Raw genomic sequence first — 23694 nt, 5'->3', positions numbered from 1 at the left:
TGACCAGCGCGTCACTGAACCGCCTTGGACCGCATCATCACGACGTCGAACTCCACCACCCGCCCGGTGGCCGCTTCCCGGGTCACCGGGTACATGCCGGTGATCTCGAATCCGCCGTCCTCGTACGTGGCCACCGCCTCGCTCATCGGCGGGCTGCCCTCGTACAGCCGCAGCACGGCGACCTCCGACTGAAGGCCCACGAAGTCGGCGATCCGCTCGCCGGCCCCGGCGAACACCTCCAGGTCGTAGCCCTGGGTGTCCATCTTCAGGAAGGGGCGCGGGTCCTCGATGCCGTCGAGGGCCTCGTCCAGTACGGCGTCCAGGCGCCGGACGCGGATCTCCTCGGTGCGGGTGGTGTGGAAGCGCTTGTAGCGGTCGCGGCCGTAATCGCTCGCCGGGAGCAGGGAGTTCATGGTGTTCCAGCCGACGTGGATCTCGGCCGTGGTGTCCTCGCGGCCCAGTCCGCAGTGGTGCACCTGCCACTGCGGATCGCGCTCGGCGGCCTCGCTGAGCCGGGCGAAGGCCTCCTCGGTGGGTTCGAACGAGACGATCCGGCCCTGGTAGCCGTGCTTGCGCAGCCGCTTGGCGTACTGGCCGCGGTTGGCGCCGACGTCCAGAACGCAGTTGACGCCGTAGAGGTCGAGCATGGCGGCGACGTGCTGCGTGCCCAGGTATTCGGCCGCGGCCATCTGGAGCTTGCGCTCATCCGCCGCGGACGCCTTGCCGAGGATGAGCCGGGCCCCGCTCTCGCCCAGCGGGACGCTGGTCCAGCCGCCCGCCGAGCCGTCGCGCGAGACGAGCCAGGCGTCCTTGCCCGCGGGTTTCACCGAGTACCGGCCGCGCCGGGAGACCAGCGCGGTTCCCGGGGCCAGGTCCGTCACCCGCACGCCGAGACGGGGCATCAGCTGGAGCAGTCTGCGGTAAAGGGTCTGCATCCGCTCACCCTGGCAGAGATGACCGGAATCGGTCCCCTGTTTGAACGCATTTCAACGGTCGGATGGCGTACCGGAGTTGTCCCTTGACTTCGAGAGCGCTCGAAGAACTAGCGTCGTCCGCGTCGATGACGGTCGGGGCGAGCGGAGACGGACATGCGGGTCGGCGTGCACATCAACCGGTTCGAGCACCCCGGGGGCGGCCCCGCGCTGGGTGCCGAGCTCGCCGCTGCGGGACGCGCGGCCGAGGCGGCCGGCGTGAGCTGGCTGTCGGTGATGGACCACTACTTCCAGATGGAGACCAACGGCGGCGCCGAGGCGCCCATGCTGGAGGCCTACACAACCCTCGGCTTCCTTGCGGGCCACACCTCCACGGTCCGGCTCGGCGCGCTGGTCACCGGCGTGACCTACCGCCATCCCGGGCTGCTCGCCAAGATCGTCACCACGCTGGACGTGCTCTCCGCGGGCCGGGCGACCCTGGGGATCGGGGCGGCCTGGTACGACCGCGAACACCTGGGCCTGGGCGTCGAGTTCCCGCCGGTCGCCGAGCGCTTCGAGCGGCTCGACGAGACGCTGCGGATCTGCCGCCAGATGTGGGACCCGGCCGACAACGGCCCCTTCGAGGGCCGCCACTACCGGCTCGCCGAGACCCTGTGCGTCCCGGCACCGGTCAGCAGCCCGCACCCGGAGATCATGATCGGCGGTGGGGGAGAGAAGAAGACCCTCCGTCTGGTCGCCCGGCACGCCGACGCGTGCAATCTCTTCGCGTCCAGCCCGGAAGAGGTCGCTCACAAGCTCGACGTGCTGCGCCGGCACTGTGACACCGAGGGCCGGGACGACGCCGCGATCCGCCGGACGATCCTCTACGTCGGGGACGCCGTGAACGAGGGCGACCTCGACACCTTCACCCGCGACATCACCGGCTACACCAAGCTCGGCATCGACACGGTGATCCTCGCCCCGAGCGCCGGGGAGGCGGCGGCGTTCATCGAGAACTTCGCCGCCCCGGCGGTTCAGCGGCTGGCCGAGCTGGACTGAGCGGGCACCGGCGGCCTGCTGCGGGAGACGATTCGCACGCCGCTGTCGTCGACGACCCGGACCTGGAGCGAACCGCAGCCGCACCGGGTCCACAGCGTGCGGCCCGCCGCCGTGCTGTGCCGGGACACCACCTGGAAGGGCTCGGCGTCGTCCGGCCAGCCGCAGTGCGGGCAGACGGTGTCGGTGGTGCTGGTCATGGCAACTCCTCGGACAGCGGTGGTCGGTTCACTGCCAGGGTGCGGCCCCGAGTTCATGTACGTCCACGTTGACTTTCAGCACGGCATCTTGAAGCGTGGGCTTCATGATTGACCTTCGCCGACTGCACGTCCTGAGGGCGGTCTCCTACTACGGCACGGTCACCGCGGCCGCCCGTGCCCTGCACTTCACCCCGTCCGCCGCCTCCCAGCAGATTCGGCAACTCGCCCGTGACCTGGGTGTCGACCTGCTGGAACCGCGGGGGCGGGGAGTGCGGCTCACCCCGGCCGCGGAGAGCCTGCTCGCCCACGCCGATGCCATCCAGGCCCGCTGGGAGGAGGCCGAACTCGATCTGCGCGCCGAATACAGCGCTCCGGCCGGGCAATTGCGGGTCAGCGGCTTTCCGACGGCCGTGTCGGTGCTGCTGGCGCCGATGGCCGTCCGGCTGAGGGAGCGGCATCCGCGGCTGACCGTACGGATCCGGGAGACGGCGGTGCCGGAGTGCTTCGATCTGCTCTTCGAGGGGGAGACCGATCTGGCCGTGGTGGAGGTGACCCCGCACAACCCGCCGCAGAGCGACACTCGCTTCGACCAGCGGCCGCTGCTGGACGACCCGTACGACCTCGTCGTCCCCGACGACCACCGGCTGGCCGGCCACGCCCGCGTCGACCTCGCGGAGGCGGCGCGGGAGGCCTGGATCGCGCCGGTGCCGGACAGTCCCTGTCGCCCGCATGTGATGTCGGCCTGCGGGGCGGCGGGCTTCACCCCCGATGTGCTCCATCACGCCAAGGACTGGACGGTCACCGCCCACCTGGTGGCCCACCGCCTGGGTGTCGCCCTGGTCCCCCGCCTCGCCGAGCTGACCCCCGACCTGCCGATCACCCGGGTCCGCTGCGCCGGCAATCCGCACCGGACGATCCTCAGCGCCACCCGCAATGGCTGCCGCACCCGCCCGGCGGTGGCGGCGGCGCTGGAGGAACTGCGTGAGCTGGCACCTACGGCGGTGGCCTGACATGCGGAAGCGGGGCGGGAACCGTGCGTTCCCGCCCCGCCCTGGTGGCTGCTTACGCGGCGGCCGTCTCGTCCGCGTGGCCGTGCACGCGCGCGATGACCTCGGTCAGCTGGGCCGCGACCTCGGTGTCGTCGGCCGGGTGTGTGTCGGCGAAGCGGGTCACGGAGCCAGGGATGGAGAGCTTGATGTCCTCCAGCACCTTGCCGCCGGCGATGCCCACCGCCTTGCGGGCCTCGTCCTGCGCCCACACGCCGCCGTACTGCCCGAACGCGGTACCGACCACGGCGACCGGCTTGCCGCCGAAGGCGCCGGCGCCGTACGGCCGCGACAGCCAGTCGATGGCGTTCTTCAGCACGGCCGGGATCGTGCCGTTGTACTCGGGGGAGAACAGCAGGAAGGCGTCCGAGGACTGCGCGGCGGCGCGCAGCTTGGCGGCGGCGGCCGGGACGCTGCCCTCGACGTCGATGTCCTCGTTGTAGAACGGGATCTCGGCCAGGCCCTCGTAGAGCTCGACCTCGGTGCCCTCGGGCGCGAGCTTCACGGCCGCCTCGGCGAGCTGGCGGTTGTGCGAACCGGCACGGAGGCTGCCGACGAGCGCGAGGATGCGAACAGACATGGGAACTCCAGATGCGAAACAGGGGCAGGAAGCAAGCGGACCAGGGTCCGTTTCGTTTCTAGCACCTTAAGCGGACCGCGGTCCAGTTTCATTCCCGATGCTTTACGCTGGCTTCATGTCCGCGTCCCTGCCCCCCTTCCCGCTGCCCCAGGAGCCCCTCGACGAGCCCACGCTGCTCCAGCTCGGCTCGCCGGAGGACGAGCCCTGCCTGCGCGCCGACGCCGCCCGCAACCGGGCCCGGCTGCTGGAGGCCGCGGCCCGGCTGGTGGCACAGCACGGCGCGGCCGGGGTCACGATGGAGGCGGTGGCCGCGGCGGCCGAGGTCGGCAAGGGCACGGTCTTCCGCCGCTTCGGCGACCGCACCGGCCTGCTCACGGCCCTGCTCGACCACTCGGAGAAGAACTTCCAGGCCGCGGTCATCACCGGTCCCGCGCCCCTGGGACCCGGCGCGCCGCCCCTGGACCGGCTGAAGGAGTTCGGCGTGGCACTGCTGCGCCGCTCCGCCGACGAACTGGAGCTCCAGCTCGCCGCCGACCCCGGCCCCGAGCGCCGCTACTCCAACGCGCCCCGCCGCTTCCTGCGCGGCCATGTACTGATCCTGCTGCGCGAGATAGTTCCCGACGCGGACTGCGAGCTGCTCGCGCTGACGCTGATGGCCTATCTCGACCCCGCGACGATCCACTACCGCACCGAGATCTGCGCGATGCCGCCCGGCCGCGTCGAGGCCGGCTGGCTGGACCTGGTGGACCGCATCACCCGTTCCGCGCCGTCCAGTTAGGCCGGACGCCCCCGCCCGGACGGCCGTTCACAGCTTCTGCAAGGATGCGGTGCGTCATGGTGCAGATACCGAATACACCGCGTTCCGTGCCCACGAGCGCCGATGTGGCCCGGCTGGCCGGAGTCTCGCGCGCGACCGTCTCCTACGTGCTCAACAACACCAGCGCCGTACGGATCAGTGAACCCACCCGCCGCCGGGTGCACCAGGCCGCCAAGGAGCTGGGATACGTCCCGCACGCGGCGGCCCGCTCCCTGCGCGCCGGACACAGCCGTATGGTCCTCATGCCCGCCCCGGCAGTCCCCGTCGGCCCCCTCTACAGCCAGTTCATCAGCGACCTCCAGTCGGCCCTCGGCCGCCTCGACTACACGGTCGTCCAGTACGGCAGCGTCGGTCTGCACGGCGACGAGGCCGCCCGCGCCTGGGCCGAGCTGCGCCCGGTCGCCGTCCTGGTGCCCGGCTCCGGACTCGGCCCTCAGGGGGTGACCGTGCTCAAGCGCTCGGGTGCCCGGGCCGTGGTCACCGTCGGCCCCGAGTGCGTCGAGGGCGCCCACGCCGTCCAGATGGACCATTCGGCGGTCGGTTTCAGTGCGGCACGCCATCTCTACGAGCGCGGCAGGCGCCGGATCGGCGTCGTCGTGCCCGCGGAGGGCGGCCTGGAGGTCTTCTCCGGGCCCCGGCTCGACGGTGTGCGCCGGGCCCTGGCCGGCACCGACGCCACCGTGACGGAGCTGCCCCTCGCCTACGAGGAGGAGGCCGCCGCCCGGCTCGCCGCGCGCTGGCGCGAGCGGGGACTGGACGCCGTGTTCGCCTACAACGACGAATACGCGATGCTGCTGATGAGGGCCCTCCAGGACGAGGGCCTGGACGTCCCCGCGGACACCGCCGTCATCGGCGCCGACGACCTGATGCTCGGGCGGCTCCTCAGACCGCGCCTGAGCACGGTCCACATCGAGCTGCCGTCCGGCCGTGACCTGGCCGAACTGGTCGACCGGGCGGTGCGCGACCCCGCCGCGGTGCCCACGACGCACAAGGTCCTGGGAGCATCGGTGGTGCACCGCGACTCCAGCTGACGCACGGGAGGCACCGCATGCGTACGACCGTCGGCATCATCGGCGGCGGCCCGGCCGGGCTGCTGCTGGCCCGGCTGCTGCACCGCGCGGGGGTCGGCTGTGTGGTCCTGGAGATCCGGACCCGTGAGTACGTCGAGCACCGCCAGCGGGCCGGGATGCTGGAGCAGGGCACCGTCAACGCCCTGCGGGAGGCCGGGGCCGCCGACCGGCTGAACGCCGAGGGGCTGGTCCATCACGGCATCGAGCTGCGCTTCGACCGCGAGCGGCACCGCATCGACTTCCCGACCCTGACCGGCGGCCGTACCGTCACCATCTACGCCCAGACCGAGATCGTGAAGGACCTGGTCGCCCTCCAACTCGCCGACGGGCCACCGCTGTTGTTCGAGGCGCGGGCCCTGGGAGTGGAGGACGCCGAGAGCGAGCGGCCCGTCGTACGGTTCGTGCGCGAGGGCCGGGAGGAGACGCTGACCTGCGACTGGGTGGTCGGCTGCGACGGCTTCCACGGCGTGGCGCGCGAGGCGATCCCGGCCGCCGTGAGCCGGACGTACGCCCACGACCACCCGTATGCCTGGCTCGGGATCCTCGCCGAAGTGCCGCCCTCCTGCGAGGAGTTGATCTACGCGCGTGGCGAGCGCGGCTTCGCCCTGCACAGCATGCGCTCGCCGTCCGTCTCCCGGCTGTACCTCCAGGTGCCGGTCGGCACCGAACTGGAGGAGTGGCCCGACGACCGCATCTGGGACGAACTCGCCGCACGCTTCGCGATCGACGCCGACTGGACCCTCGAACGCGGGCCGGTGACCTCAAGATCCGTCACCCCGATGCGCAGTTACGTCCACGAGCCCATGCGCCACGGCCGCCTCCTGCTCGCCGGGGACGCCGCCCACATCGTCCCGCCGACCGGGGCCAAGGGCCTCAACCTCGCCGTTTCCGACGTCCGCATCCTCGGCCGCGCCCTCACCGCCTGGTGCTCCACAGGCGATACACAACTGATCGACAGATACTCGGAACTGTGTCTTTCCCGCGTGTGGCAGGCGACCCGTTTCTCCTACGACATGACTAAGATGTTGCACGCTCAACCAGACGGGGATGCGTTCGACCAGCGGATGCAGCTCGCACGTCTGCGCCGGATCACCGCATCCCGCCACGCGGCCGCCGAACTGGCGGCGAACTACACGGGACTTCCGCTCCCCGAGTGGGTCCCGCGGTGACCGAACGGAGAGCCCTCATGGCGTTGCTCGACCCCACGTCCTGGCAGCCCCGCCCCCTCAAGGGCGGTGAGCACACCGTCACCGAGCCCGCCACCGGCGAGGCCCTCGGCACGGTCGATCTCGCCGCCGCCGAGGACGTCGCCCCGGCCGCCGAGGCCGCCCGCGCGGCACAGGCTCAGTGGGCACGCCTGCCGCACTTCGTGCGCGCCGGGGTCCTGCGCCGGGCCGGGGACCTGTTCACCGCACACGCCGACGAACTGCGCGACTGGCTGGTCCGGGAGTCCGGCTCCATCCCCGGCAAGGCCGACTTCGAGCTGCATGTCGCCGCCCAGGAGTGCTACGAGGCCGCCGCCCTCGCCTCCCGTCCGGCCGGACAGGTCCTGCCCAGCGAGGCGCCCCGGCTGTCCTACACCCGCCGGGTCCCGGTCGGCGTGGTGGGCGTGATCGCCCCGTTCAACGCCCCGCTGATCCTCTCCATACGCTCCGTCGCCCCCGCGCTCGCCCTCGGCAACGGCGTCGTCCTCAAGCCCGACCCGCGCACCGCGGTCTGCGGCGGCCTCTCCCTCGCCGCGGTCTTCGCCGAGGCGGGCCTGCCCGAGGGGCTGCTGCACGTCCTGCCCGGCGGCGCGGAGACCGGCGCCGCCCTGGTCACCGACCCGCGGGTGCCGGTGATCTCCTTCACCGGATCCACCGCCGCCGGCCGGGCCGTCGGCGAGGCCGCCGGACGCCACCTCAAGCGCGCGCATCTGGAGCTGGGCGGCAACTCCGCCCTGGTCGTGCTGGAGGACGCCGACCTCGACGCGGTGATCTCCACCGCCGCCTGGGGCTCCTTCTTCCACCAGGGCCAGATCTGCATGACGACCGGCCGCCATCTGGTCCACCGGTCGCTGTACGCGGAATACGTGGAGCGGCTGGCCGCCAAGGCCGACTCGCTCGCCGTCGGCGATCCGCACCGCGCCCAGGTCCACCTCGGCCCGCTCATCGACGCCGGCCAGCTCGCCAAGGTGCACGGCCTGGTCGAGGCCAGCGCCGCCCAGGGCGCCAAACTGGCCGCGGGCGGCACCCACGACCAGCTGTTCTACCGGCCCACGGTCCTCGCCGACGTCGCCGACGACACCCCCGCCTACGCGGAGGAGGTTTTCGGCCCCGTGGCGCCCGTACGGTCCTTCAGCACCCTCGACGAGGCCGCCGACCTCGCCGCCGCCAGCGCCTACGGACTGTCCCTCGGCATCGTCACCGGCGACGCCGCCCGCGGTCTGGAGCTGGCCGAGCGCATCCCGACCGGCATCGTGCACATCAACGACCAGACCGTGAACGACGAGGCGGTCGCCCCCTTCGGCGGTACGGCGGCCTCCGGCACCGGCGCCCGCTTCGGCGGCGAGGCCAACCTGGAGGCCTTCACCGACCTGCGCTGGACGACGGTGCGCGGCGACGTGGCGCCGTACCCCTTCTAGGAATTACTCAGAGTCCTACTGGCCGTTCTGCTCGGCCTGCGCCTGCTGGGCGGCCACGGCCTTGCGGACCTCGTCCATGTCGAGCTTGCGGGCCTGCCCGATGACGTCCGTCAGGGCGGCCTCGGGCAGGGCGCCCGGCTGCGCGAACACGGCGACCTGGTCACGGACGATCATCAGGGTCGGAATGGACTGGATACCGAAGGCCGCGGCCAGCTCCGGCTGCGCCTCGGTGTCCACCTTGCCGAACACCAGGTCCGGGTTGTCCTCCGCCGCCTTCTCGTAGACCGGGGCGAACTGCCGGCACGGACCGCACCAGGACGCCCAGAAGTCGATCAGGACGAACTCGTTGTCCGTGACCATCTGGTCGAAGTTCTCCTTGGTGAGCTCCACGGTGCTGCTCATGGCGTGTTCCCTCTTCCTGTGTCGGGGCGAAGCCGTCGGCACAACACGGCCGGACGGGCAGGTATTCCGTGCGCGGACAGTCACGTATCCGCGCACGTACCCGTGTGGCCACGGCGCACACCACCCACCAGACTGACCCCATGACGGAAACGGAATCCATCGCGTACGACGTCGTAGTGCTCGGAGCCGGGCCCGTGGGGGAGAACGTGGCCGACCGCACCCGTGCGGCCGGTCTGTCCACCGCGGTCGTGGAGAGCGAACTGGTCGGCGGCGAATGCTCGTACTGGGCGTGCATGCCCAGCAAGGCCCTGCTGCGCCCGGTCATCGCCCAGGCCGACGCCCGACGCCTGCCCGGCCTCGCCGCCGCGGTGCAGGGCCCCCTCGACACGGCGAAGATCACGGCCCGACGGGACGCGTTCACCTCCCACTGGAAGGACGACGGCCAGGTCGGCTGGCTGGAGGGCATCGGCGCGGACCTCTACCGCGGCCACGGCCGGATCACCGGCGCCCGCCAGGTCACCGTGACCGGCGCCGACGGCACGGAGCGCGTCCTGACCGCCCGGCACGCCGTCGCCGTCTCCACCGGCACCCGCGCCGTCCTGCCCGACCTGCCCGCACTCGCCGACGTGAAGCCCTGGACCAGCCGCGAGGCCACCAGTGCCAAGGAGGCCCCCGGGCGCCTGGTCGTGGTGGGCGGGGGAGTGGTCGCCACCGAGATGGCCTGCGCCTGGCAGGCCCTCGGCTCCCAGGTCACCCTGCTCGTCCGCGGCAAGGGTCTGCTGAACCGCATGGAGCCGTTCGCCGGTGAGCTGGTGGCCGAGGCGCTCAAGGAGGCGGGAGCCGACGTCCGCACGGGTACGTCAGTGACATCCGTGACCCGCGAGAACGGCACGGTCGTGGTGGTCACCGACAGCGGCGAGCGGATCGAGGCCGACGAGATCCTCTTCGCCACCGGCCGTGCCCCGCACACCGACGACATCGGCCTGGACACCATCGGCCTGGAACCCGGCTCCTGGCTCCCGGTCGACGACAGCCTCCGCGTCATCGGCAGCGACTGGCTCTACGCCGTGGGCGACGTCAACCACCGCGCGCTCCTGACCCACCAGGGCAAGTACCAGGCCCGCATCGCGGGCGCCGCGATCGCGGCCCGAGCCTCTGGAGTCCCGCTCCTGGAAACGGACCCCTGGGGCGCCCACGCCGCCACCGCCGACCACTCCGCAGTCCCCCAGGTCGTCTTCACCGACCCCGAAGCAGCCGCGGTCGGCCTCTCCTTGGCGGAAGCCGAACAGGCGGGCCACCGAGTCCGAGCCGTCGACTACGACCTCGCCAACGTCTCCGGAGCCTCCCTCTACGGCGACGGCTACCGCGGCCGTGCCCGCATGATCGTCGACCTGGAACGCGAGATCCTCCTCGGCGTCACCTTCGTCGGCCCCGGCGTCGGCGAACTCATCCACTCCGCGACGATCGCCGTGGCGGGCGAGGTCCCCATCAGCCGTCTGTGGCACGCGGTTCCGTCGTATCCGACGATCAGTGAGGTGTGGTTGCGGCTGCTGGAGACGTACCGGGACAACTGAGCGACGGCTTTGCCGTCTCTTTACAACCCACTTCGCCGGCGCGTCGTCTCTCCGCTCGATCTGTCAGTCAGTCCGCCCCGTGCTTCGGCACCGGGCGGACCGAAGAAGAGAGAGCGTCTCGATGCGCCGAACTGTCCTTGCCGCCCTTCCACTTGTCTGCACCGCCGTAATGGCGGGCAGCGCGCCCGCGTTCGCGGACGAGTCGTCGCCCAGCCCGAGCGCCACGGCTGCCCCGACTCCGAGCGCCGATCCGACCGAGGCGCCGACGCCCGCCCCCTCGGAGCCCGGCACCGAGCCGACCCGGGAGCCGGCCCCGGGCCAGGTCTCCGTGGTCCCGAGCGGCGCGCCCGACACCGGAGTGGGGCAGGCGTCCTCGGAGTCCGGCGGCGACGGCGCGTTGATCGGCGGGGGCGCTGCCGCGGCGCTCGTCGCGGGTGGCGCGGCGTTCTACGTCGTACGGCGCCGGCGGGCGACCGGGGCATGACCCCGCTTTCCAGGCGCGCGTTCACGACGGCGGCGCTGGCCTCGCTCGTGGGTTGCGGCGTTCACGGGGGTGATGGTGCGGACGCGGCCGCGGGATCCAGGGGTTCGCGACGGCAGCGGCGCTCCGCGAACTCGGGCCAGTCCCTGCGGCGTTCGGTGCCGCTCGGGCTGCGCATCCCGGCCATCGACGTCGACACCCCGCTCATCCGGCTGGGCCTGACGCCGGACGGCAGCGTGCAAGTGCCCCCGATCACGGCGCACGACCGGGCGGGCTGGTACGAGCACTCGCCGACACCGGGTCAGGTCGGCCCGTCGGTGATCCTCGGCCATGTCACGGTCGGCACGTACGGGGACGGCGTCTTCCGCCACCTCTCGCGCCTGGGCCGGGGCGACCGGATCGAGGCGCGCCTGGAAAACGGCACGGAGGCGGTGTTCGCCGTCAGCGCCGTGCGGACGGTCGCCAAGGCGGACTTCCCGGCGGACGACGTCTACGGGGACGTGGACCGCCCGGAGTTGCGGCTGATCACGTGCGGCGGACCCCGGACCGGCGACGACTACCGCGACAACGTCATCGTCTTCGCCGAACTGAAGGCCGCATCCCCCTGACCCGCAGAACGGATTCCGGGCCCGAGGAACGTACGCCGACGGCCCGGCATCCTCTTCTCCGGTGACCCCCACGACCATGGAGAGCGTTGAAACGGTCCCGCGACAAGGCAGCGTCCGAACTGTTCGCCGCCCTCTACCCGCGCCTCGCCGGCTGGTGCCGCCGTCTCGTCGACGACGACGAGACGGCCCACGAGATCGCCTCGGAGGCGTTCACCCGGCTCTGGGCCCGCTGGACGAAGGTGGACGAACCCCGCGGCTTCCTCTACGTCACGGCGGCCAACCTCGTCCGCGACCACTGGCGCAAGCTGGAGCGCGAGCGCAAGGCCATGCGCCGCGTGACGTCCGAGGCCGCCGTCCGCCCCCACCCCGAACAGGCCGACCCGTCGGTGCGCCTGCTGGTGCAGTCACTGCCGGAACGACTCCGCGTCCCGATCCTCCTGCACTACTACGCTGACATGCCGATCCGGGAGGTGTCCGTGCTGACCGGACGCAAGGAAGGAACCGTCAAGGCCGACCTCCACGCGGCCCGCGAACTGCTCCGCGCCCACCTGAGGAGAAGCCTTGACCACACGCTTTGACCACGACCCGGAGCACGACCCCGACGACCCCCTGGCGGTCATCCTCCGGCCCACCCCCGACTACCTCGCTGCGCCCCCCGGCCGCTACGAGACCGTCCGCCGCACCGCGACCCGCCGCCGGGCGCTCCGCACAGCGGGTGGCATCGGCCTCGCCTCCGCCGTCGCCCTCCTCATCGCCCTGCCGTTCCAACTGGCGACCCCCGAGACGCCCGCCTCACCGACGGTCCCCCTGGCCCCACCACCCGCGAGCAGCCCGACCCCGACTCCGACTCCGACCCCGTCCGCAGCGCCGACGCCGCGGCCCGAGGAGCCCCGCCCCACCGGTGAACCCACGGCGGCGCCGACTCCGTCACAGGAATTCACGGTGCCCTCGGCGCCAACCGAGGTCTCGGCCGGGTAGGGCGCCCGTCGGTTCAGTCCGGGACGTCGAAGCCGAGCGCGGCCGCGGCCTCCTCCGGTGTCGCCTGTGTCCATCGCTCGGTCATCGCCTCGTTGGAGGACAGTGAGCGCAGTTCTGCACGGTCGAGGTAGAGCATGCCGTCCAGGTGGTCCGTCTCGTGCTGGACGATCCGGGCGGGCCAGCCGCTGAACTCCTCATCCACCGTACGGCCGTTCTCGTCCTCGCCCGTCAGACGCACCTCGACGGGCCGCGCCACCACCGCCTGCCAGCCCGGCACACTCAGGCAGCCCTCGAAGAACGCGGCGCGGGCGGTGCCGAGGGGTTCGTACGACGGGTTCACCAGGACGCGGAACGGCTGGGGCACCCGGCCGCGCGCCAGCCGTACCTCTTCCGTCACCGGTGCCGGGTCCTCGATCACCGCGATCCGCAGCGGGACGCCGACCTGCGGGGCAGCGAGGCCCACGCCCGGTGCCGTGTGCATGGTGAGGCGCAGGGCCTCGATGAAGCGGGCCAGCAGGGCGGGGCCCAACTGGCCGTCGTAGCGCTCGGTTCCGCGCCGCAGCACCGGGTCGCCGGCCGCGACGATCGGCAACGGGCCGTCCGTGGAGAGGAGTTGCTCGACCAGTTCGGCCAAGGGCGCGTGATCAGTGGGTGATGCCATCGCGTCAGGATGCCATGGGGCGCATTGGTGTGACGCGGGTCACTTTCGGTGTCGGGAACTCGGGGCCCGCGCGCCCCGACTACTGGACCGCTACAGCACACCAAGCGTCCCCAGCCCCGAAGAGGCCCTCCGATGTCCACCGCTCCCTCGACCACCACGGACGAGGCTCCCCAATCCGACGTCGCCCCGGCGCCGGCCCGCCCCCGCACCTGGGCAACCCTGCGCCCGCTCGTCCTGCGGCTGCACTTCTACGCCGGAGTTCTCGTCGCACCGTTCCTGCTCGTCGCCGCCGCGACGGGCTTCCTGTACGCCGCGTCCTTCCCGGCCGAGAAGATCGTGTACGCCCACGAACTGACCGTCCCCGTAGGCGACGAGAAGCTGCCGATCTCCGAGCAGGTCGCCGCCGCCCGCAAGGCCCACCCCGAGGGTGCCGTCGCGGCCGTACGGCCCTCCCCGGAGGACGACGCGACCACCAGGGTGATGCTCTCCGGCGTCGAGGGCGTGAACGAGGAGCGCACCCTCGCCGTGTTCGTCGACCCGTACACCGCCGAGGTGCGCGGCTCGCTCGAACAGTACGGCTCGACCGGTGCCCTTCCGCTGCGCACCTGGATCGACGAGTTCCACCGCGATCTGCGGCTCGGTGAGACCGGCCGTCTCTACAGCGAACTCGCCGCGAGCTGGCTGTGGGTGATCGCCCTCGGCGGTCTGGTGCTGTGGTTCTCCCGGCGCCGGGCCCGCCGCAAGCTGCGCGGCACCAGCGGCCGCCGCCGCACCCTGGGCCTGCACGGCACGGTCGGCGCCTGGGCCGCCGCCGGGTTCCTCTTCCTGTCGGCCACCGGACTGACCTGGTCGCAGTACACCGGCGCCAACATCGACGAACTGCGCACCTCGCTCGGCGGGGCCACCCCGTCGATCTCGGCGAGCGCGGGCGGCGACCACTCCGGGCACGGCGCCTCGGCCGCAGCCGGGGACGCGGCGCACGGCATCGGCCTCGACAAGGTGCTCGCGGCGGCCCGTGCGAAGGGGCTCGGCGACCCGGTCGAGATCGTGCCGCCCGCGGACGCGGAGTCGGCGTACGTGGTGAAGCAGGTCCAGCGCAGCTGGCCGACCAAGGCGGACTCCGTCGCCGTCGACCCCGCCAGTGGCCAGGTCACCGACGAACTGCGGTTCGCCGACTACCCGGTGCTCGCCAAGCTCACCCGCTGGGGCATCGACCTGCACACCGGTGTGCTGTTCGGCCTGGCCAGTCAGATCGCCCTGATGCTGCTGACGCTCTCCCTGATCCTGCTGATCGTCTGGGGCTACCGCATGTGGTGGCAGCGGGGCCGGGGTTCCGCCTTCGGGCGGCCGATCCGGCGCGGCGCCTGGCAGCAGGTGCCGCCGCAGATCCTGGTACCGCTGGCGGTGGCGGCGGCCGTGGTCTGCTACTTCATCCCGCTGCTCGGGATCACGCTGCTGGCCTTCCTTGCCGTGGACATCGTGCTCGGCGAGATCGCGCACCGGCGCGGGCGCGCGGAGGTTAGTCGCTGAGCGCCGCCAGTTCGGCGTTGGCCCGCTCGGTGATGAGGGTCAGCACCCGGCCCGCGGCGGCCAGGTCCTCCTCCGGGATGCCGGCGTAGACCCGGGCGCTGATCGGGGCGGTCTCGGCGGAGGTCCGGTCGAAGAGTTCCCGGCCGGTGTCCGTGATGCGGACCTGCGAGGGGCCCTCGGGGCTCAGCAGGTCCGCGGTGATCAGCTCGTCGACCACGGAGTGGGCCTCCGCGGGGGTGACCTTCAGCGCGTCGACGACACCGCCGACGAGGCCGTCCCGCTCGACCGGTCCCTGGGCGGCGGCCCGCCGGAGGGCGATGGACTGCTGGAACGTCATGCCGTGGCGGGCCAGTACCCGCTCCAGAACCGCCCGGCCGGCGTAGTGGGCGAGGCCGATGACCTGGGGGTTGAGCAGGGGAGTGCTGGCGGGGGTGGTGGTCGGGGTGTTGGTGGTCATGACTGCTCCTCGTTGGACTTGTCGGCGTTGGACTTGTCGGAATCGCCATCGATGGCGAGTGGGTCGAGAGGTGCGTCGAGCAGGATGGCGAGGTCCCGGGTGAACTCCTGGGTGCGCGCGCTGTCCAAGCCGCCCAGCGGTGCCAGCAACTGCTGAAGCAGCCCGTGGACGACCTTGATCGCCTGCCGGGTCTGCTCATGGCCCCGCTCGGTGAGCGCGAGCTGTACCGCGCGCGGATCGTTCGGGTCACGGGTGCGCTCCAGGAGCCCCGCGGACTCCAGGGAGCGGGCGAGCTTGGAGACGTAGAGCGGTTCGAGTCCGGTGTGGTCGGCGAGCCGTCGCTGGCTCGGGCGCAGTCCGCCGCGGTGCATGCCGTACAGCGATGCCACCAGGGCGTACTGAGCGTGCGTCAGCCCCAGTGGGGCCACCGCGCGGTCGACCGCGACCCGCCACTTCATGGACAGGCGCCAGACCAGGAATCCGGGCGTCGCGCCCGCTTCAGCCGTACTCATGACCGATAGAGTACATGGCTACTATGTACATGGCTACTATTTTCGGGTGAGGCCGTGAAGTCCACCTGAGTTGGCCTGACGCGGCGGCTCCCGCGCGGCTAGGTTGGGCGGTATGAGCAATCTTGATCGCGAGGCCGTGCCCGCGGTGTGCGGTGGCCGTGGCTTCGTCGTGGCGGAGCCCGTACGGGAACTCCTCAGCCCGCGCCGGGTCAAGCTCGGCGAGTCCTCCGAAGTGCGCCGACTGCTGCCCAACCTGGGTCGCCGCATGGTGGGCGCCTGGTGCTTCGTCGATCACTACGGCCCCGACGACATCGCCGACGAGCCGGGGATGCAGGTGCCGCCGCACCCGCACATGGGGCTCCAGACGGTGAGCTGGCTGCATCAGGGCGAGGTGCTGCACCGCGACTCCACGGGCAGTCTCCAGACGATCCGCCCGCGCGAACTGGGCCTGATGACCTCCGGTCGGGCGATCAGCCACTCCGAGGAGAGCCCGCGCGTCCATGCCCGCTACCTGCACGGCGCCCAGCTCTGGGTCGCCCTCCCCGATACCGACCGCCACACCGAGCCCCGCTTCGAGCACCACACGGAACTGCCGACGGTCACCGCGCCGGGTCTGACGGCGACCCTGATCCTCGGCGCCCTCGACGGAGCGGCCTCCCCCGGAACGACGTACACCCCTCTGGTCGGCGCCGACCTCACCCTCGCCCAGGGCGCGGACGTACGCCTCCCCCTGGAACCGGACTTCGAGTACGCCGTCCTGTCCATGTCCGGCGAGGCTCAGGTCGACGGCGTTCCCGTCCTCCCCGGTTCCATGCTCTACCTCGGCTGCGGCCGCACCGAACTCCCCCTCCGCGCCACCTCGGACGCGGGCCTGATGCTCCTCGGCGGCGAGCCGTTCGAGGAGGAACTGATCATGTTCTGGAACTGGATCGCCCGGTCCCAGGAGGAGATCGAACAGGCCCGCCGGGACTGGATGTCAGGCACCCGCTTCGGCGAGGTGAAGGGCTACGACGGCGCTCCGCTGCCCGCTCCCGAGCTGCCGGTGACGCGGCTGAAGCCGCGGGGTCGGGTGCGTTGACGCCCGAGGTACTGGGAGCACGGCTGGAGGCGTACGTGGACGGACTGCTACGGCGATACGGCTGACCGGCCCTGGACGGCCGACCTGGCGGCCTGCTCGATCTTCGCGCAGTAGGCTGCACGGGCTTCCTCGTCGATCGGCTGCTCGTATTCGGGGCGCACCCCGGTCCTGCCGTCGAGGCCCTCGCGCAGGATATCGGCGTGCCCGGCATGCCGGATGGACTCGCTGAGGACATGGAGCATGACGGCGAACAGGTTCGTGTTCGGACAGGGCTCCGTCCACCACGGCACGTGGCCGGGGGCGTCGAGGGGAAGCTCGTTGATCGTCGCGTCCGAGTGTTCCCACGTGCGCCGGTAGAACCCGATGATCTGATCGCGGGTCTCGTCCTCGGTCGCCCACAGATCGTCGCCGGTGTAGTCCTGCCACCGGGGCAGGGGTTCCGGGGAAGGGCGGTCGAAGACCTCGCCGAAGTACCTGGCCTCGACGGTGGCCACGTGTTTGACCAGGCCGAGGAGATTGGTCCCGGTCGCTGTCAAAGGTCGGCGGGCGTCGTATTCGGACAAGCCGTCGAGTTTCCAGAGCAACGCCTCGCGGTCCCGCCGAAGTCTCCCGTGCAGGTTGTCCTTCGCGAATTCATCGATCATGCGGCATGAGCCTGCCATGGGCTGCTCATCGCCTCAAGATCCCGTACATGGTCCGCAACGACCGGCCGAGCTTGTGGCGATGGCTGTCGCTACCGTGGATTCATGACAGCGCCACTGGACGTGCTGGTGGTCGGTGCAGGTCCGACCGGGCTTGCGCTTGCCGCGCAGTTGAGGGAGTACGGGGCTCGGTTTCGGGTCGTCGACCGATCTCTTGATCGGGTGCGGGAGTCGCGGGCGCTGGTCGTGCAGCCTCGGACGCTTGAGGTACTCGCCGGGGGCGGGGTGGCGGATGAGTTGGTGGCTCGCGGCAACACCGCGATACAGGTGCGGATGCATGTGCCTCGGCGGGTCGTGTCGTTGCGGCTCTTCGACATCGGGCTGACCGACACCGCCTATCCCTTCCTGCTGTTCCTTTCGCAGGCCGAGACCGAGCAGGTTCTCAGCGAGCATCTTGGCGCGCGGGGCGTGACGGTCGAGCGGGGCGTTGAGCTGGTTCGGACAGAGGTGAACGGCTCGCACACTGTGTGTTGGTTGCGCGGGCGTGACGGGGTGGAGGAGGCCGTTGCGGCGCGGTACGTCGTGGGGTGCGACGGTGCCCACAGCACCGTTCGTCAGCAGGCGGGCATCGGCTTCGAGGGGTACGCCTATCCGCAGACGTTTCTGCTCGCCGACCTGGAGGTCGACGGCCTGGAGCCGAAAGGGGCCGTGCACTCGTACGTGAGCGGGAGCGGGATGCTGTTCTTCTTCCCCCTCGGGTCGCCCGCCTCCTGGCGTCTGCTCGCCATGCGGCCGCCCGATCTGCCGGATACGGAGGTGACGCCGGCCCTGCTTCAGGAGATCACCAGGCGCTATGCCGACGACGGCCTGCTGCTGCGGGACCCGGCCTGGATGACGGACTTCCGGCTCCACAATCGCGGCGCCGCCCACTACCGCGCCGGGCGCTGCTTCCTCGCCGGCGACGCGGCCCACATTCACAGTCCCGCCGGCGGGCAGGGGATGAACACCGGGATCCAGGACGCGCTCAACCTCGGCTGGAAGCTCGCCCTGGTGTGCCGGGGTGCCGCACCCGAGGAACTGCTGGAGACGTACGAGGTCGAGCGCGCCCCTGTCGGGCGACTCGTCCGGCGTCTCACCGATCGCGCCTTCACGATCGGCACCAGCGGCAACCCGGTCATCCGCTTCGCCCGTAACCAACTGGCCCCGTATGTCGCCCCGTTGGTGCTGCGCGCGCGGCCGCTGCGCAGGCGGCTCTTCCGCACCGTCTCCGAGCTCGGCATCCACTACCGTCGCAGCCCGCTGTCCGTTGGGGGCTCGCGCACACCGCGGCGTGGGCCGCGAGCGGGGGACCGGCTGCCCGACCTGCCCCGGGGGCTACAGAGCCTGACCGCCACAACGGGCTGGCACCTGCTCCTGGCCGGGCCGCCGAGCCTCTGGCCCGACCAGCGGCTCGCCCCGCTTCTGGAGGGCCGGGCCGACCTCGTCACGGTGCACCGGATCGGCGACCGCAGCCCCTGGCCGCCCGGCGTCGCCCATGGCCTCGTACGCCCCGACGGGCACCTCGGCTACGTCGCCGAGGGGGCGGACCTGGAGGGGCTCGGCGCCTATCTCGCCCAGTGGGTGCGGCGAGAGCCCCGTTCCCGTTGATACGGACGATCAGGACTGTCCCGCCGCCAACGCAACCTCCACCTCCGCGAGTTCCTTCGCCGGGTCGGCCGTCCGGGCCAGGACAACAAGGTCGTCCGGGCTGTAACGAGCACGCACGTCCTCGTCCCACTTCGCGGCAGCCATACGCAGCGGTTCCACGGCTTCCGTGAGTCGACCGAGCCGGTGCAGGACCAGTCCGTAGTACCCCGCCGCCTCAGTCCGGTGCGCGGCGTCGCCGTCCTCTTCCCAGACCTTGCGGAGATAGGGCTCCGCCTCGTCGTGCGCGCCGCGCTGCGCCTTCAGCTTGCCCGCGAGCATGGCGTTCAGCGACGAGCCGTCCTCGGCCGCGCGGACGTACCAGCGCTCGGCCTCCTGGTAGTCGCGGTGGTGCTCGGAGAGCCAGCCCATCTCGTTGCACGCGTCGTGGTGTCCCGCCTCGGCGGACCTGCGGTACCAGTCATCGCGCACGGCGGGCTGCCTGCGCATCGAGCGGTACAGCTCCGCGAGGTCGTACGCCGCCTCCGGGTCGCCGGCCTGCGCCGCGGGCTCGATCCAGCGGACCACGTGGCGGTCGGCCGCGCCGGCCCAGTCGCGGAGGATCTTCCCGTACGCGTACGAGGCCTGGACGTCGCCCGCCTCCGCGCGCTCGCGCAGCCCGGGCAGCCTGTGCAAGTCCTTGCCGGGCGCGATGCCGCCCGCCTCCCGCGCCGCGGCGATCCGCTGAAGCTGTGCGACGACGTCCTCGTCGTCCTCACCGACCTGCCGGAACCAGCGTTCGGCCTCGTCGTACCGCCGCTGCCGTCGGCAGAGGAGCCCGAGGTTCCACTGGGCGGCCGGGTGCCCGGCGTCGGCCGCGAGGCCGTACCAGCGCTCGGCGTCGGCGAGCTCGCCGCGCTGCTCGTGGACGGCCCCGAGCACGTACGCGGCGCCTTCGTAGCCGTCCTCGTGGGCCTGGACCAGCAGGCCGCGCGCCTCGAACCAGGAGACGTCGTCGGCGGTCTCTGTCTCCGTGAGGAATACGGCGTGGTCCACGCGGGCCGACGCGCTGAGCGCGGAGGCTCGGCGGTAGTAGCCCGCGGCCTCCACGGTCAGGCCCGGGTAGTCGCGGAAGTGCTTCTCCATGTCGAAGAGCGGTCGTAGGGCCGCTGCCGCCGCGTCCCCGTCCTCCGCCGCCTCCGCGGCGTCGAGGTCCGCGGCCACGCGGTCGAACTCCTTGCGGATCGACTCGAAGAGCTGCACCCAGCGGAAGACCGCGATGTCGCCGATCTCGATGTCGCTCATCAGGAACTTCGGCGCTTCGTCGAGCCGGCCCTCTGCGGCGAGCAGCTTGCCGAGCTCGATCTTGCAGCTCAGGTCGCGGCCGCTCTCCCAGCCGCGCCGGAACCATTCGGCCGCCTCCGGATCGCCGTTCTCCTTGAGCAGTACACCGAGTCCGTACGCGCATCCGGAGTGGCGGTCGGCTACGGCGCGGTATAGGGCCTCCGCCGCCGGCCGGTTCCCTCGGATCTTCCGGTACCGGGCAAGGGTGTAGTGCGAGAACGCGTCGCCCGCCGCCACCGCCTGCTCCCAGTACGGGATGCCTTCGTCCACGCGATGGCCGAGCACGAAGAAGTCGGTGTGCCGACGGGCGGTCTTCGCGTCGTCGGCGCGTGCTGCGGCGACGAGCGCCTCTCCCCGGGTCTGTATGTCCTGACTCACGATCAACATCGTTTCATGAGCACGTAGTCGGCAGTTCCGGCACTCCCGCCCGGTCGAGCAGAGCCCGCATCTCCGCCACCGGCAACGAGGGGTTGGCCGCCGCTGCCGCGCTGCACTCATGCGGGTCGTTGAGCAGCTCGACCAGCCTGGGCAGCGGCAGCCTGGGGTCGAAGGCCGCCGCCTCGCGCACCCTCGCGTTCACGTCCCGGCTGAGCCGCTCCACCAGGGACGGTGAAGCGTCCGGATCGCGCAGCGCGAGGGCGCGTTCCCTCGGATCCTCCGCGTCGGCGCAGCGCGCCGCCAGTCCGGCCGACGGGAACTGCGGGCGGGAGGTGAGCATGTACACGGCCCGGTGCGTGCCGTGCAGATACAGGTCGTACAGCAGCTCCGGCGGCGCCTTCGGATGCCACTCGGCGAGCAGCAGTCGTACGGCGAAGTCCTCGTCGTCGGCGAGGAGTTGCACGCAGTCCTCGGGCAACTCCGCGCAGATCGCTGCGGAGCGCCGCAGCCAGGTGTGTGCCGAGTGCGCGCAGCGGCGCAGCACGTCCTCGTCCCCGCGTGAGCGCCACACCCACGTCAAGGGGTCCAGCCGGTCCTCGGGTCCCACCGTCCAGTCGATCGCGGCCCGCTGATCCTCCGTCAGCTCGGGTCGTGCGGAGACCGCGAGCCGCACCCGCGGGTCCTCGTGATCGGCCAGCCGGGCCGCGAGGTCGGCGGGGAACGTCGGATTGAGCGCGAGCCGGTTCAGGTGCCTGTCGTCGGCACGGCCCATCATGCGTTCGGCCAAATCCCGGGTGAGCAGGCCGGATTCCAGCACATCCCCGAGCTGCCACTCGTCGAGCGCGTCTACGAGCCAGGCGGTGCGTTCGGCGTCCTCGTGCATGACGTGCAGAGCGGCGGTCTTGCGGACTTCGTGGTCCGGGTCGTCGAGGAGCGCGGTGCGTACGTCGTCGGGGAGTTCGGACCAGACGCGGCGGCACGCGGCCTTCCGCAACACCCAGTCCTCGTGAGTGGCCAGTGGCACGAGTACGTGGACGGGGACATGGGCGGACAGTGCCGTTTCGTGCCGGACCATGTGCCTCTCGTGGCTCAGCAGTCGCTCGTACGCCCAGGCCGGCAGGGGAGCGACCGTCGCACGGTAGGGGGTCGGACCGACGGCGACGCAGATGGCGTCCGAGGCCGGGCCGTCCAGGAGTCTGGCCCGCAGTTCGGGGTCGACCTGCGGGCCTTCGGCGAGCGCGCTGCGCACTCGGCGGTCGGGGTGGGTGAGCAGGGCCTCTCCGACCTCGGCCGGCAGCGACTTGCGATAGACGAGCCGGGTGACGATGTCCCAGTCGTGCTCGGGCGGCACGAGGCGAAGCAGGACGTCTGCGGGTGCGGACGCATTGGCGGCCAGCCCCGGCACCGCGTCACGAGCGGTCATCGAATCCCCCTGGCATGTAGAAGCGGGGCCGCCGCACGGGAAGCTGCGCGGCCCAAACGAATGATCTACATCGGGCCACGCCCCTCGCATACCCCCCACCGGTATGTTACGGTGCAGCCGTCAGATACCCCCTGGGGGTATGAAGAGAAGGGGTGGGAGTCATGTCAGCCATCAATCCCAGACGCTGGTGGGCGCTCCTCGTGCTCGCCGCCGCGCAGTTCATGGTGATCATGGACACGTCGATCATCGGGGTGGCGCTCCCCGAGATGCAGAAGGACCTCGGCTTCTCGCAGGGCGAGCTGCAATGGGTCTTCAACGCGTACGTCATCGCCTTCGGTGGGCTTCTGCTGCTCGGCGGCCGTCTCTCCGACCTCATCGGCGCGCGCAAGATCTTCAGCGCCGGATGGGTCGTGCTGATCGTCGGCTCGATCGTCGCGGCCGCCGCGCAGACCGCCTGGGTGGAGGTCGTCGGCCGGGCCGTGCAGGGCGTGGGCGGTGCGCTGATCGCGCCGTCGGCCATGACGTTGCTGATGATGCTCTTCGCACACGACCCGAAGGAGCTCGGCAAGGCCATGGCGCTCTACGGCGCCGCAGCTCCGGCGGGCGGCACGGCCGGTGTGTTCCTCGGGGGCCTGTTCACCGAGTGGCTGAGCTGGCCGTGGATCTTCGTCATATACGTCCCGATCGGCGTCGCCACCCTCGCCGCCACGAAGCTCCTGCCGGACGTCGGCAGCAGCCGCGGTGCCGTCGACGTGCTCGGAGCGGCCGCGGTCACCGGCGGCCTGGCGCTCGCCGTGTTCGCCGTCGTCCGCGCGCCGGAGGCAGGCTGGACCGCCACCGGCACCGTGCTTCAACTGACCGGCGCCGCCGCGCTGCTCGTGCTCTTCCTCGTGATCCAGAAGACGGTGCGCGAACCGTTGATGCCGCTCGGCATCTGGCGCGTCCCGCGGCTCGGCTCGGCCAACCTTGCGATGGCCCTGCTCGGCGCCGCGTGGATCCCCATGTGGTACTTCCTCAACCTCTACCTCCAGCAGGTCCTCGGCTACGGCGCCTTCGCCTCGGGTGCCGCGCTGCTGCCGATGACCGGCCTCCTGATGATCTTCATGACCACGATCACCGCGAGGCTGCTCGCGAAGTTCGGGGCCAAGGCGCTGATCGGCGCCGGACTGCTCGTGCTCGCCGCCGGTCTGCTGTGGCTGTCCGCCGTCGAGCCTACCGGCACCTTCGTGGTCGATGTGCTGCCCGCGTCGCTGGTCGCCGCGCTGGGCATGTCGCTCGCCTACATCCCGGCGATGATGGCCGCGATGTCCGGGGCACCGCAGGCGCAGGCGGGCCTGGCCTCCGGCATCGTCAACACCACCTACCAGGTGGGCTCGGCACTCGGCCTCGCGGCCCTGACCGCGGTGGCCACGTCGCAGGGCGCCGGCCGGCTGGGCAACCTGCCCGCGCTGACGGCGGGCTTCAGTGCGGCGTTCGCCTGGGCCGCCGCCATCGCCGCGGTGGGCGGGCTCGTCACCCTGCTGGCGATGCGCGGCGACAGGGCCGCGGCGGAGGAGGCCGCGGTTGCTTCGGGGGCACGGGGCGACAAGGCCGCCGTATAAGGGCGGTGATCGATGCCCGTACTCCGCAGCAGGGCAAGCGAACCATCGAAGGGCCGTCCGGCGCCGGGGAACCGGTGACGGGCGGCCCCCTCGGCCGTGC

25 protein-coding genes are annotated in these 23694 nt (G+C 71.7%); 15 read left to right on the top strand and 10 right to left on the bottom strand.

Annotation, left to right across the window (positions count from 1 at the left end):
• Nucleotides 1-11: 11 nt before the first annotated feature.
• Nucleotides 12-935 carry an FkbM family methyltransferase gene (locus tag BN159_RS05755; protein ID WP_015655975.1) on the bottom strand — a complete coding sequence of 308 codons (924 nt, stop codon included), beginning with the start codon at nucleotides 933-935 and terminating at the stop codon, nucleotides 12-14.
• A 153-nt stretch (nucleotides 936-1088) separates the two neighbouring features.
• On the opposite strand from BN159_RS05755, the gene BN159_RS05750 reads away from it, so the two are divergent.
• Nucleotides 1089-1970, top strand: coding sequence for an LLM class F420-dependent oxidoreductase (locus BN159_RS05750; RefSeq protein ID WP_015655974.1), 882 nt, complete (start codon nucleotides 1089-1091; stop codon nucleotides 1968-1970).
• Here the strand turns inward: BN159_RS05750 and BN159_RS05745 are convergent.
• Nucleotides 1946-2167, bottom strand: coding sequence for a hypothetical protein (locus tag BN159_RS05745; RefSeq protein ID WP_015655973.1), 222 nt, complete (start codon nucleotides 2165-2167; stop codon nucleotides 1946-1948). The two genes, BN159_RS05750 and BN159_RS05745, sit on opposite strands and share 25 nt — an antisense overlap.
• Nucleotides 2168-2271: 104 nt before the next feature.
• On the opposite strand from BN159_RS05745, the gene BN159_RS05740 reads away from it, so the two are divergent.
• Entirely contained in the window at nucleotides 2272-3177 is a 906-nt protein-coding gene (locus BN159_RS05740; protein WP_015655972.1) for a LysR family transcriptional regulator, read from the top strand.
• Nucleotides 3178-3229: 52 nt separating this feature from the next.
• On the opposite strand, the gene BN159_RS05735 is transcribed toward BN159_RS05740, so the two are convergent.
• On the bottom strand, nucleotides 3230-3793 hold the full coding sequence (locus BN159_RS05735; protein ID WP_015655971.1) for an NAD(P)H-dependent oxidoreductase: 564 nt from the start codon (nucleotides 3791-3793) through the stop codon (nucleotides 3230-3232).
• 97 nt (nucleotides 3794-3890) lie between these two features.
• On the opposite strand from BN159_RS05735, the gene BN159_RS05730 reads away from it, so the two are divergent.
• The 4 genes from BN159_RS05730 to BN159_RS05715 are packed head-to-tail and all read left to right on the top strand — an operon-like array spanning nucleotide 3891 to nucleotide 8303.
• Nucleotides 3891-4571, top strand: coding sequence for a TetR/AcrR family transcriptional regulator (locus tag BN159_RS05730; RefSeq protein ID WP_015655970.1), 681 nt, complete (start codon nucleotides 3891-3893; stop codon nucleotides 4569-4571).
• Between the two features lie 56 nt (nucleotides 4572-4627).
• A complete protein-coding gene (locus BN159_RS05725; protein ID WP_015655969.1) occupies nucleotides 4628-5641 on the top strand; it encodes a LacI family DNA-binding transcriptional regulator in 1014 nt (337 codons plus the stop codon).
• A 17-nt stretch (nucleotides 5642-5658) separates the two neighbouring features.
• Entirely contained in the window at nucleotides 5659-6849 is a 1191-nt protein-coding gene (locus BN159_RS05720; RefSeq protein ID WP_015655968.1) for a 4-hydroxybenzoate 3-monooxygenase, read from the top strand.
• A 17-nt stretch (nucleotides 6850-6866) separates the two neighbouring features.
• Nucleotides 6867-8303, top strand: a complete 1437-nt coding sequence (locus BN159_RS05715; RefSeq protein WP_015655967.1) for an aldehyde dehydrogenase family protein — start codon at nucleotides 6867-6869, stop codon at nucleotides 8301-8303.
• A 15-nt stretch (nucleotides 8304-8318) separates the two neighbouring features.
• Here BN159_RS05715 and trxA read toward each other — a convergent pair whose 3' ends face one another.
• Nucleotides 8319-8705, bottom strand: coding sequence for a thioredoxin (gene trxA / locus BN159_RS05710; RefSeq protein WP_015655966.1), 387 nt, complete (start codon nucleotides 8703-8705; stop codon nucleotides 8319-8321).
• A gap of 140 nt (nucleotides 8706-8845) precedes the next feature.
• Between trxA and BN159_RS05705 the strand changes: the two genes are divergently transcribed.
• The 5 genes from BN159_RS05705 to BN159_RS05685 all read left to right on the top strand — a co-directional run bounded on the left by BN159_RS05705 (nucleotide 8846) and on the right by BN159_RS05685 (nucleotide 12346).
• Nucleotides 8846-10279: a dihydrolipoyl dehydrogenase family protein gene (locus BN159_RS05705; RefSeq protein WP_041818847.1), complete on the top strand. Its 1434-nt coding sequence runs from the start codon at nucleotides 8846-8848 to the stop codon at nucleotides 10277-10279.
• A gap of 121 nt (nucleotides 10280-10400) precedes the next feature.
• Nucleotides 10401-10763 carry a Tat pathway signal sequence domain protein gene (locus BN159_RS05700; protein ID WP_041818845.1) on the top strand — a complete coding sequence of 121 codons (363 nt, stop codon included), beginning with the start codon at nucleotides 10401-10403 and terminating at the stop codon, nucleotides 10761-10763.
• On the top strand, nucleotides 10760-11368 hold the full coding sequence (locus tag BN159_RS05695; RefSeq protein ID WP_015655963.1) for a class F sortase: 609 nt from the start codon (nucleotides 10760-10762) through the stop codon (nucleotides 11366-11368). The genes BN159_RS05700 and BN159_RS05695 overlap by 4 nt, the downstream gene beginning before the upstream one ends.
• A gap of 86 nt (nucleotides 11369-11454) precedes the next feature.
• Nucleotides 11455-11946: an RNA polymerase sigma factor gene (locus tag BN159_RS05690; protein WP_015655962.1), complete on the top strand. Its 492-nt coding sequence runs from the start codon at nucleotides 11455-11457 to the stop codon at nucleotides 11944-11946.
• Nucleotides 11930-12346 carry a hypothetical protein gene (locus tag BN159_RS05685; RefSeq protein ID WP_015655961.1) on the top strand — a complete coding sequence of 139 codons (417 nt, stop codon included), beginning with the start codon at nucleotides 11930-11932 and terminating at the stop codon, nucleotides 12344-12346. The genes BN159_RS05690 and BN159_RS05685 overlap by 17 nt, the downstream gene beginning before the upstream one ends.
• Before the next feature lie 13 nt (nucleotides 12347-12359).
• On the opposite strand, the gene BN159_RS05680 is transcribed toward BN159_RS05685, so the two are convergent.
• Complete coding sequence (locus BN159_RS05680; RefSeq protein WP_015655960.1) at nucleotides 12360-13007, bottom strand: peptide deformylase; 648 nt, start codon at nucleotides 13005-13007, stop codon at nucleotides 12360-12362.
• A gap of 132 nt (nucleotides 13008-13139) precedes the next feature.
• On the opposite strand from BN159_RS05680, the gene BN159_RS05675 reads away from it, so the two are divergent.
• Entirely contained in the window at nucleotides 13140-14537 is a 1398-nt protein-coding gene (locus BN159_RS05675) for a PepSY-associated TM helix domain-containing protein (RefSeq protein ID WP_015655959.1), read from the top strand.
• Here the strand turns inward: BN159_RS05675 and BN159_RS05670 are convergent.
• Nucleotides 14527-14994 (bottom strand): MarR family winged helix-turn-helix transcriptional regulator, encoded by a 468-nt coding sequence (locus tag BN159_RS05670; RefSeq protein ID WP_015655958.1) that lies wholly within the window; start codon nucleotides 14992-14994, stop codon nucleotides 14527-14529. The two genes, BN159_RS05675 and BN159_RS05670, sit on opposite strands and share 11 nt — an antisense overlap.
• Nucleotides 14991-15506 (bottom strand): MarR family winged helix-turn-helix transcriptional regulator, encoded by a 516-nt coding sequence (locus tag BN159_RS05665; RefSeq protein WP_015655957.1) that lies wholly within the window; start codon nucleotides 15504-15506, stop codon nucleotides 14991-14993. Before BN159_RS05665 ends, BN159_RS05670 begins: the two co-directional genes overlap by 4 nt.
• Nucleotides 15507-15618: 112 nt before the next feature.
• Between BN159_RS05665 and BN159_RS05660 the strand changes: the two genes are divergently transcribed.
• A complete protein-coding gene (locus BN159_RS05660; RefSeq protein ID WP_015655956.1) occupies nucleotides 15619-16584 on the top strand; it encodes a pirin family protein in 966 nt (321 codons plus the stop codon).
• A 47-nt stretch (nucleotides 16585-16631) separates the two neighbouring features.
• Here the strand turns inward: BN159_RS05660 and BN159_RS05655 are convergent, their stop codons facing one another.
• Nucleotides 16632-17228, bottom strand: coding sequence for a DinB family protein (locus BN159_RS05655; protein ID WP_015655955.1), 597 nt, complete (start codon nucleotides 17226-17228; stop codon nucleotides 16632-16634).
• 102 nt (nucleotides 17229-17330) lie between these two features.
• On the opposite strand from BN159_RS05655, the gene BN159_RS05650 reads away from it, so the two are divergent.
• The gene (locus tag BN159_RS05650) at nucleotides 17331-18872 is read left to right on the top strand and encodes an FAD-dependent monooxygenase (protein WP_041818843.1); all 1542 of its coding nucleotides are present in this window, start codon (nucleotides 17331-17333) and stop codon (nucleotides 18870-18872) included.
• A 9-nt stretch (nucleotides 18873-18881) separates the two neighbouring features.
• Here the strand turns inward: BN159_RS05650 and BN159_RS05645 are convergent, their stop codons facing one another.
• Both BN159_RS05645 and BN159_RS05640 read right to left on the bottom strand, forming a co-directional pair.
• Nucleotides 18882-20579, bottom strand: coding sequence for an SEL1-like repeat protein (locus BN159_RS05645; RefSeq protein WP_015655953.1), 1698 nt, complete (start codon nucleotides 20577-20579; stop codon nucleotides 18882-18884).
• A 4-nt stretch (nucleotides 20580-20583) separates the two neighbouring features.
• Entirely contained in the window at nucleotides 20584-21993 is a 1410-nt protein-coding gene (locus BN159_RS05640) for a hypothetical protein (RefSeq protein WP_015655952.1), read from the bottom strand.
• Nucleotides 21994-22154: 161 nt separating this feature from the next.
• On the opposite strand from BN159_RS05640, the gene BN159_RS05635 reads away from it, so the two are divergent.
• Entirely contained in the window at nucleotides 22155-23594 is a 1440-nt protein-coding gene (locus tag BN159_RS05635) for an MFS transporter (protein WP_015655951.1), read from the top strand.
• Nucleotides 23595-23694: the final 100 nt, after the last annotated feature.

It is taken from the genome of Streptomyces davaonensis JCM 4913 (genome assembly GCF_000349325.1).
Lineage (GTDB): Bacteria > Actinomycetota > Actinomycetes > Streptomycetales > Streptomycetaceae > Streptomyces > Streptomyces davaonensis.
The sequence above is the reverse complement of the archived record's forward strand: the minus strand, read 5'-3'. Positions and strand labels throughout refer to the sequence as shown.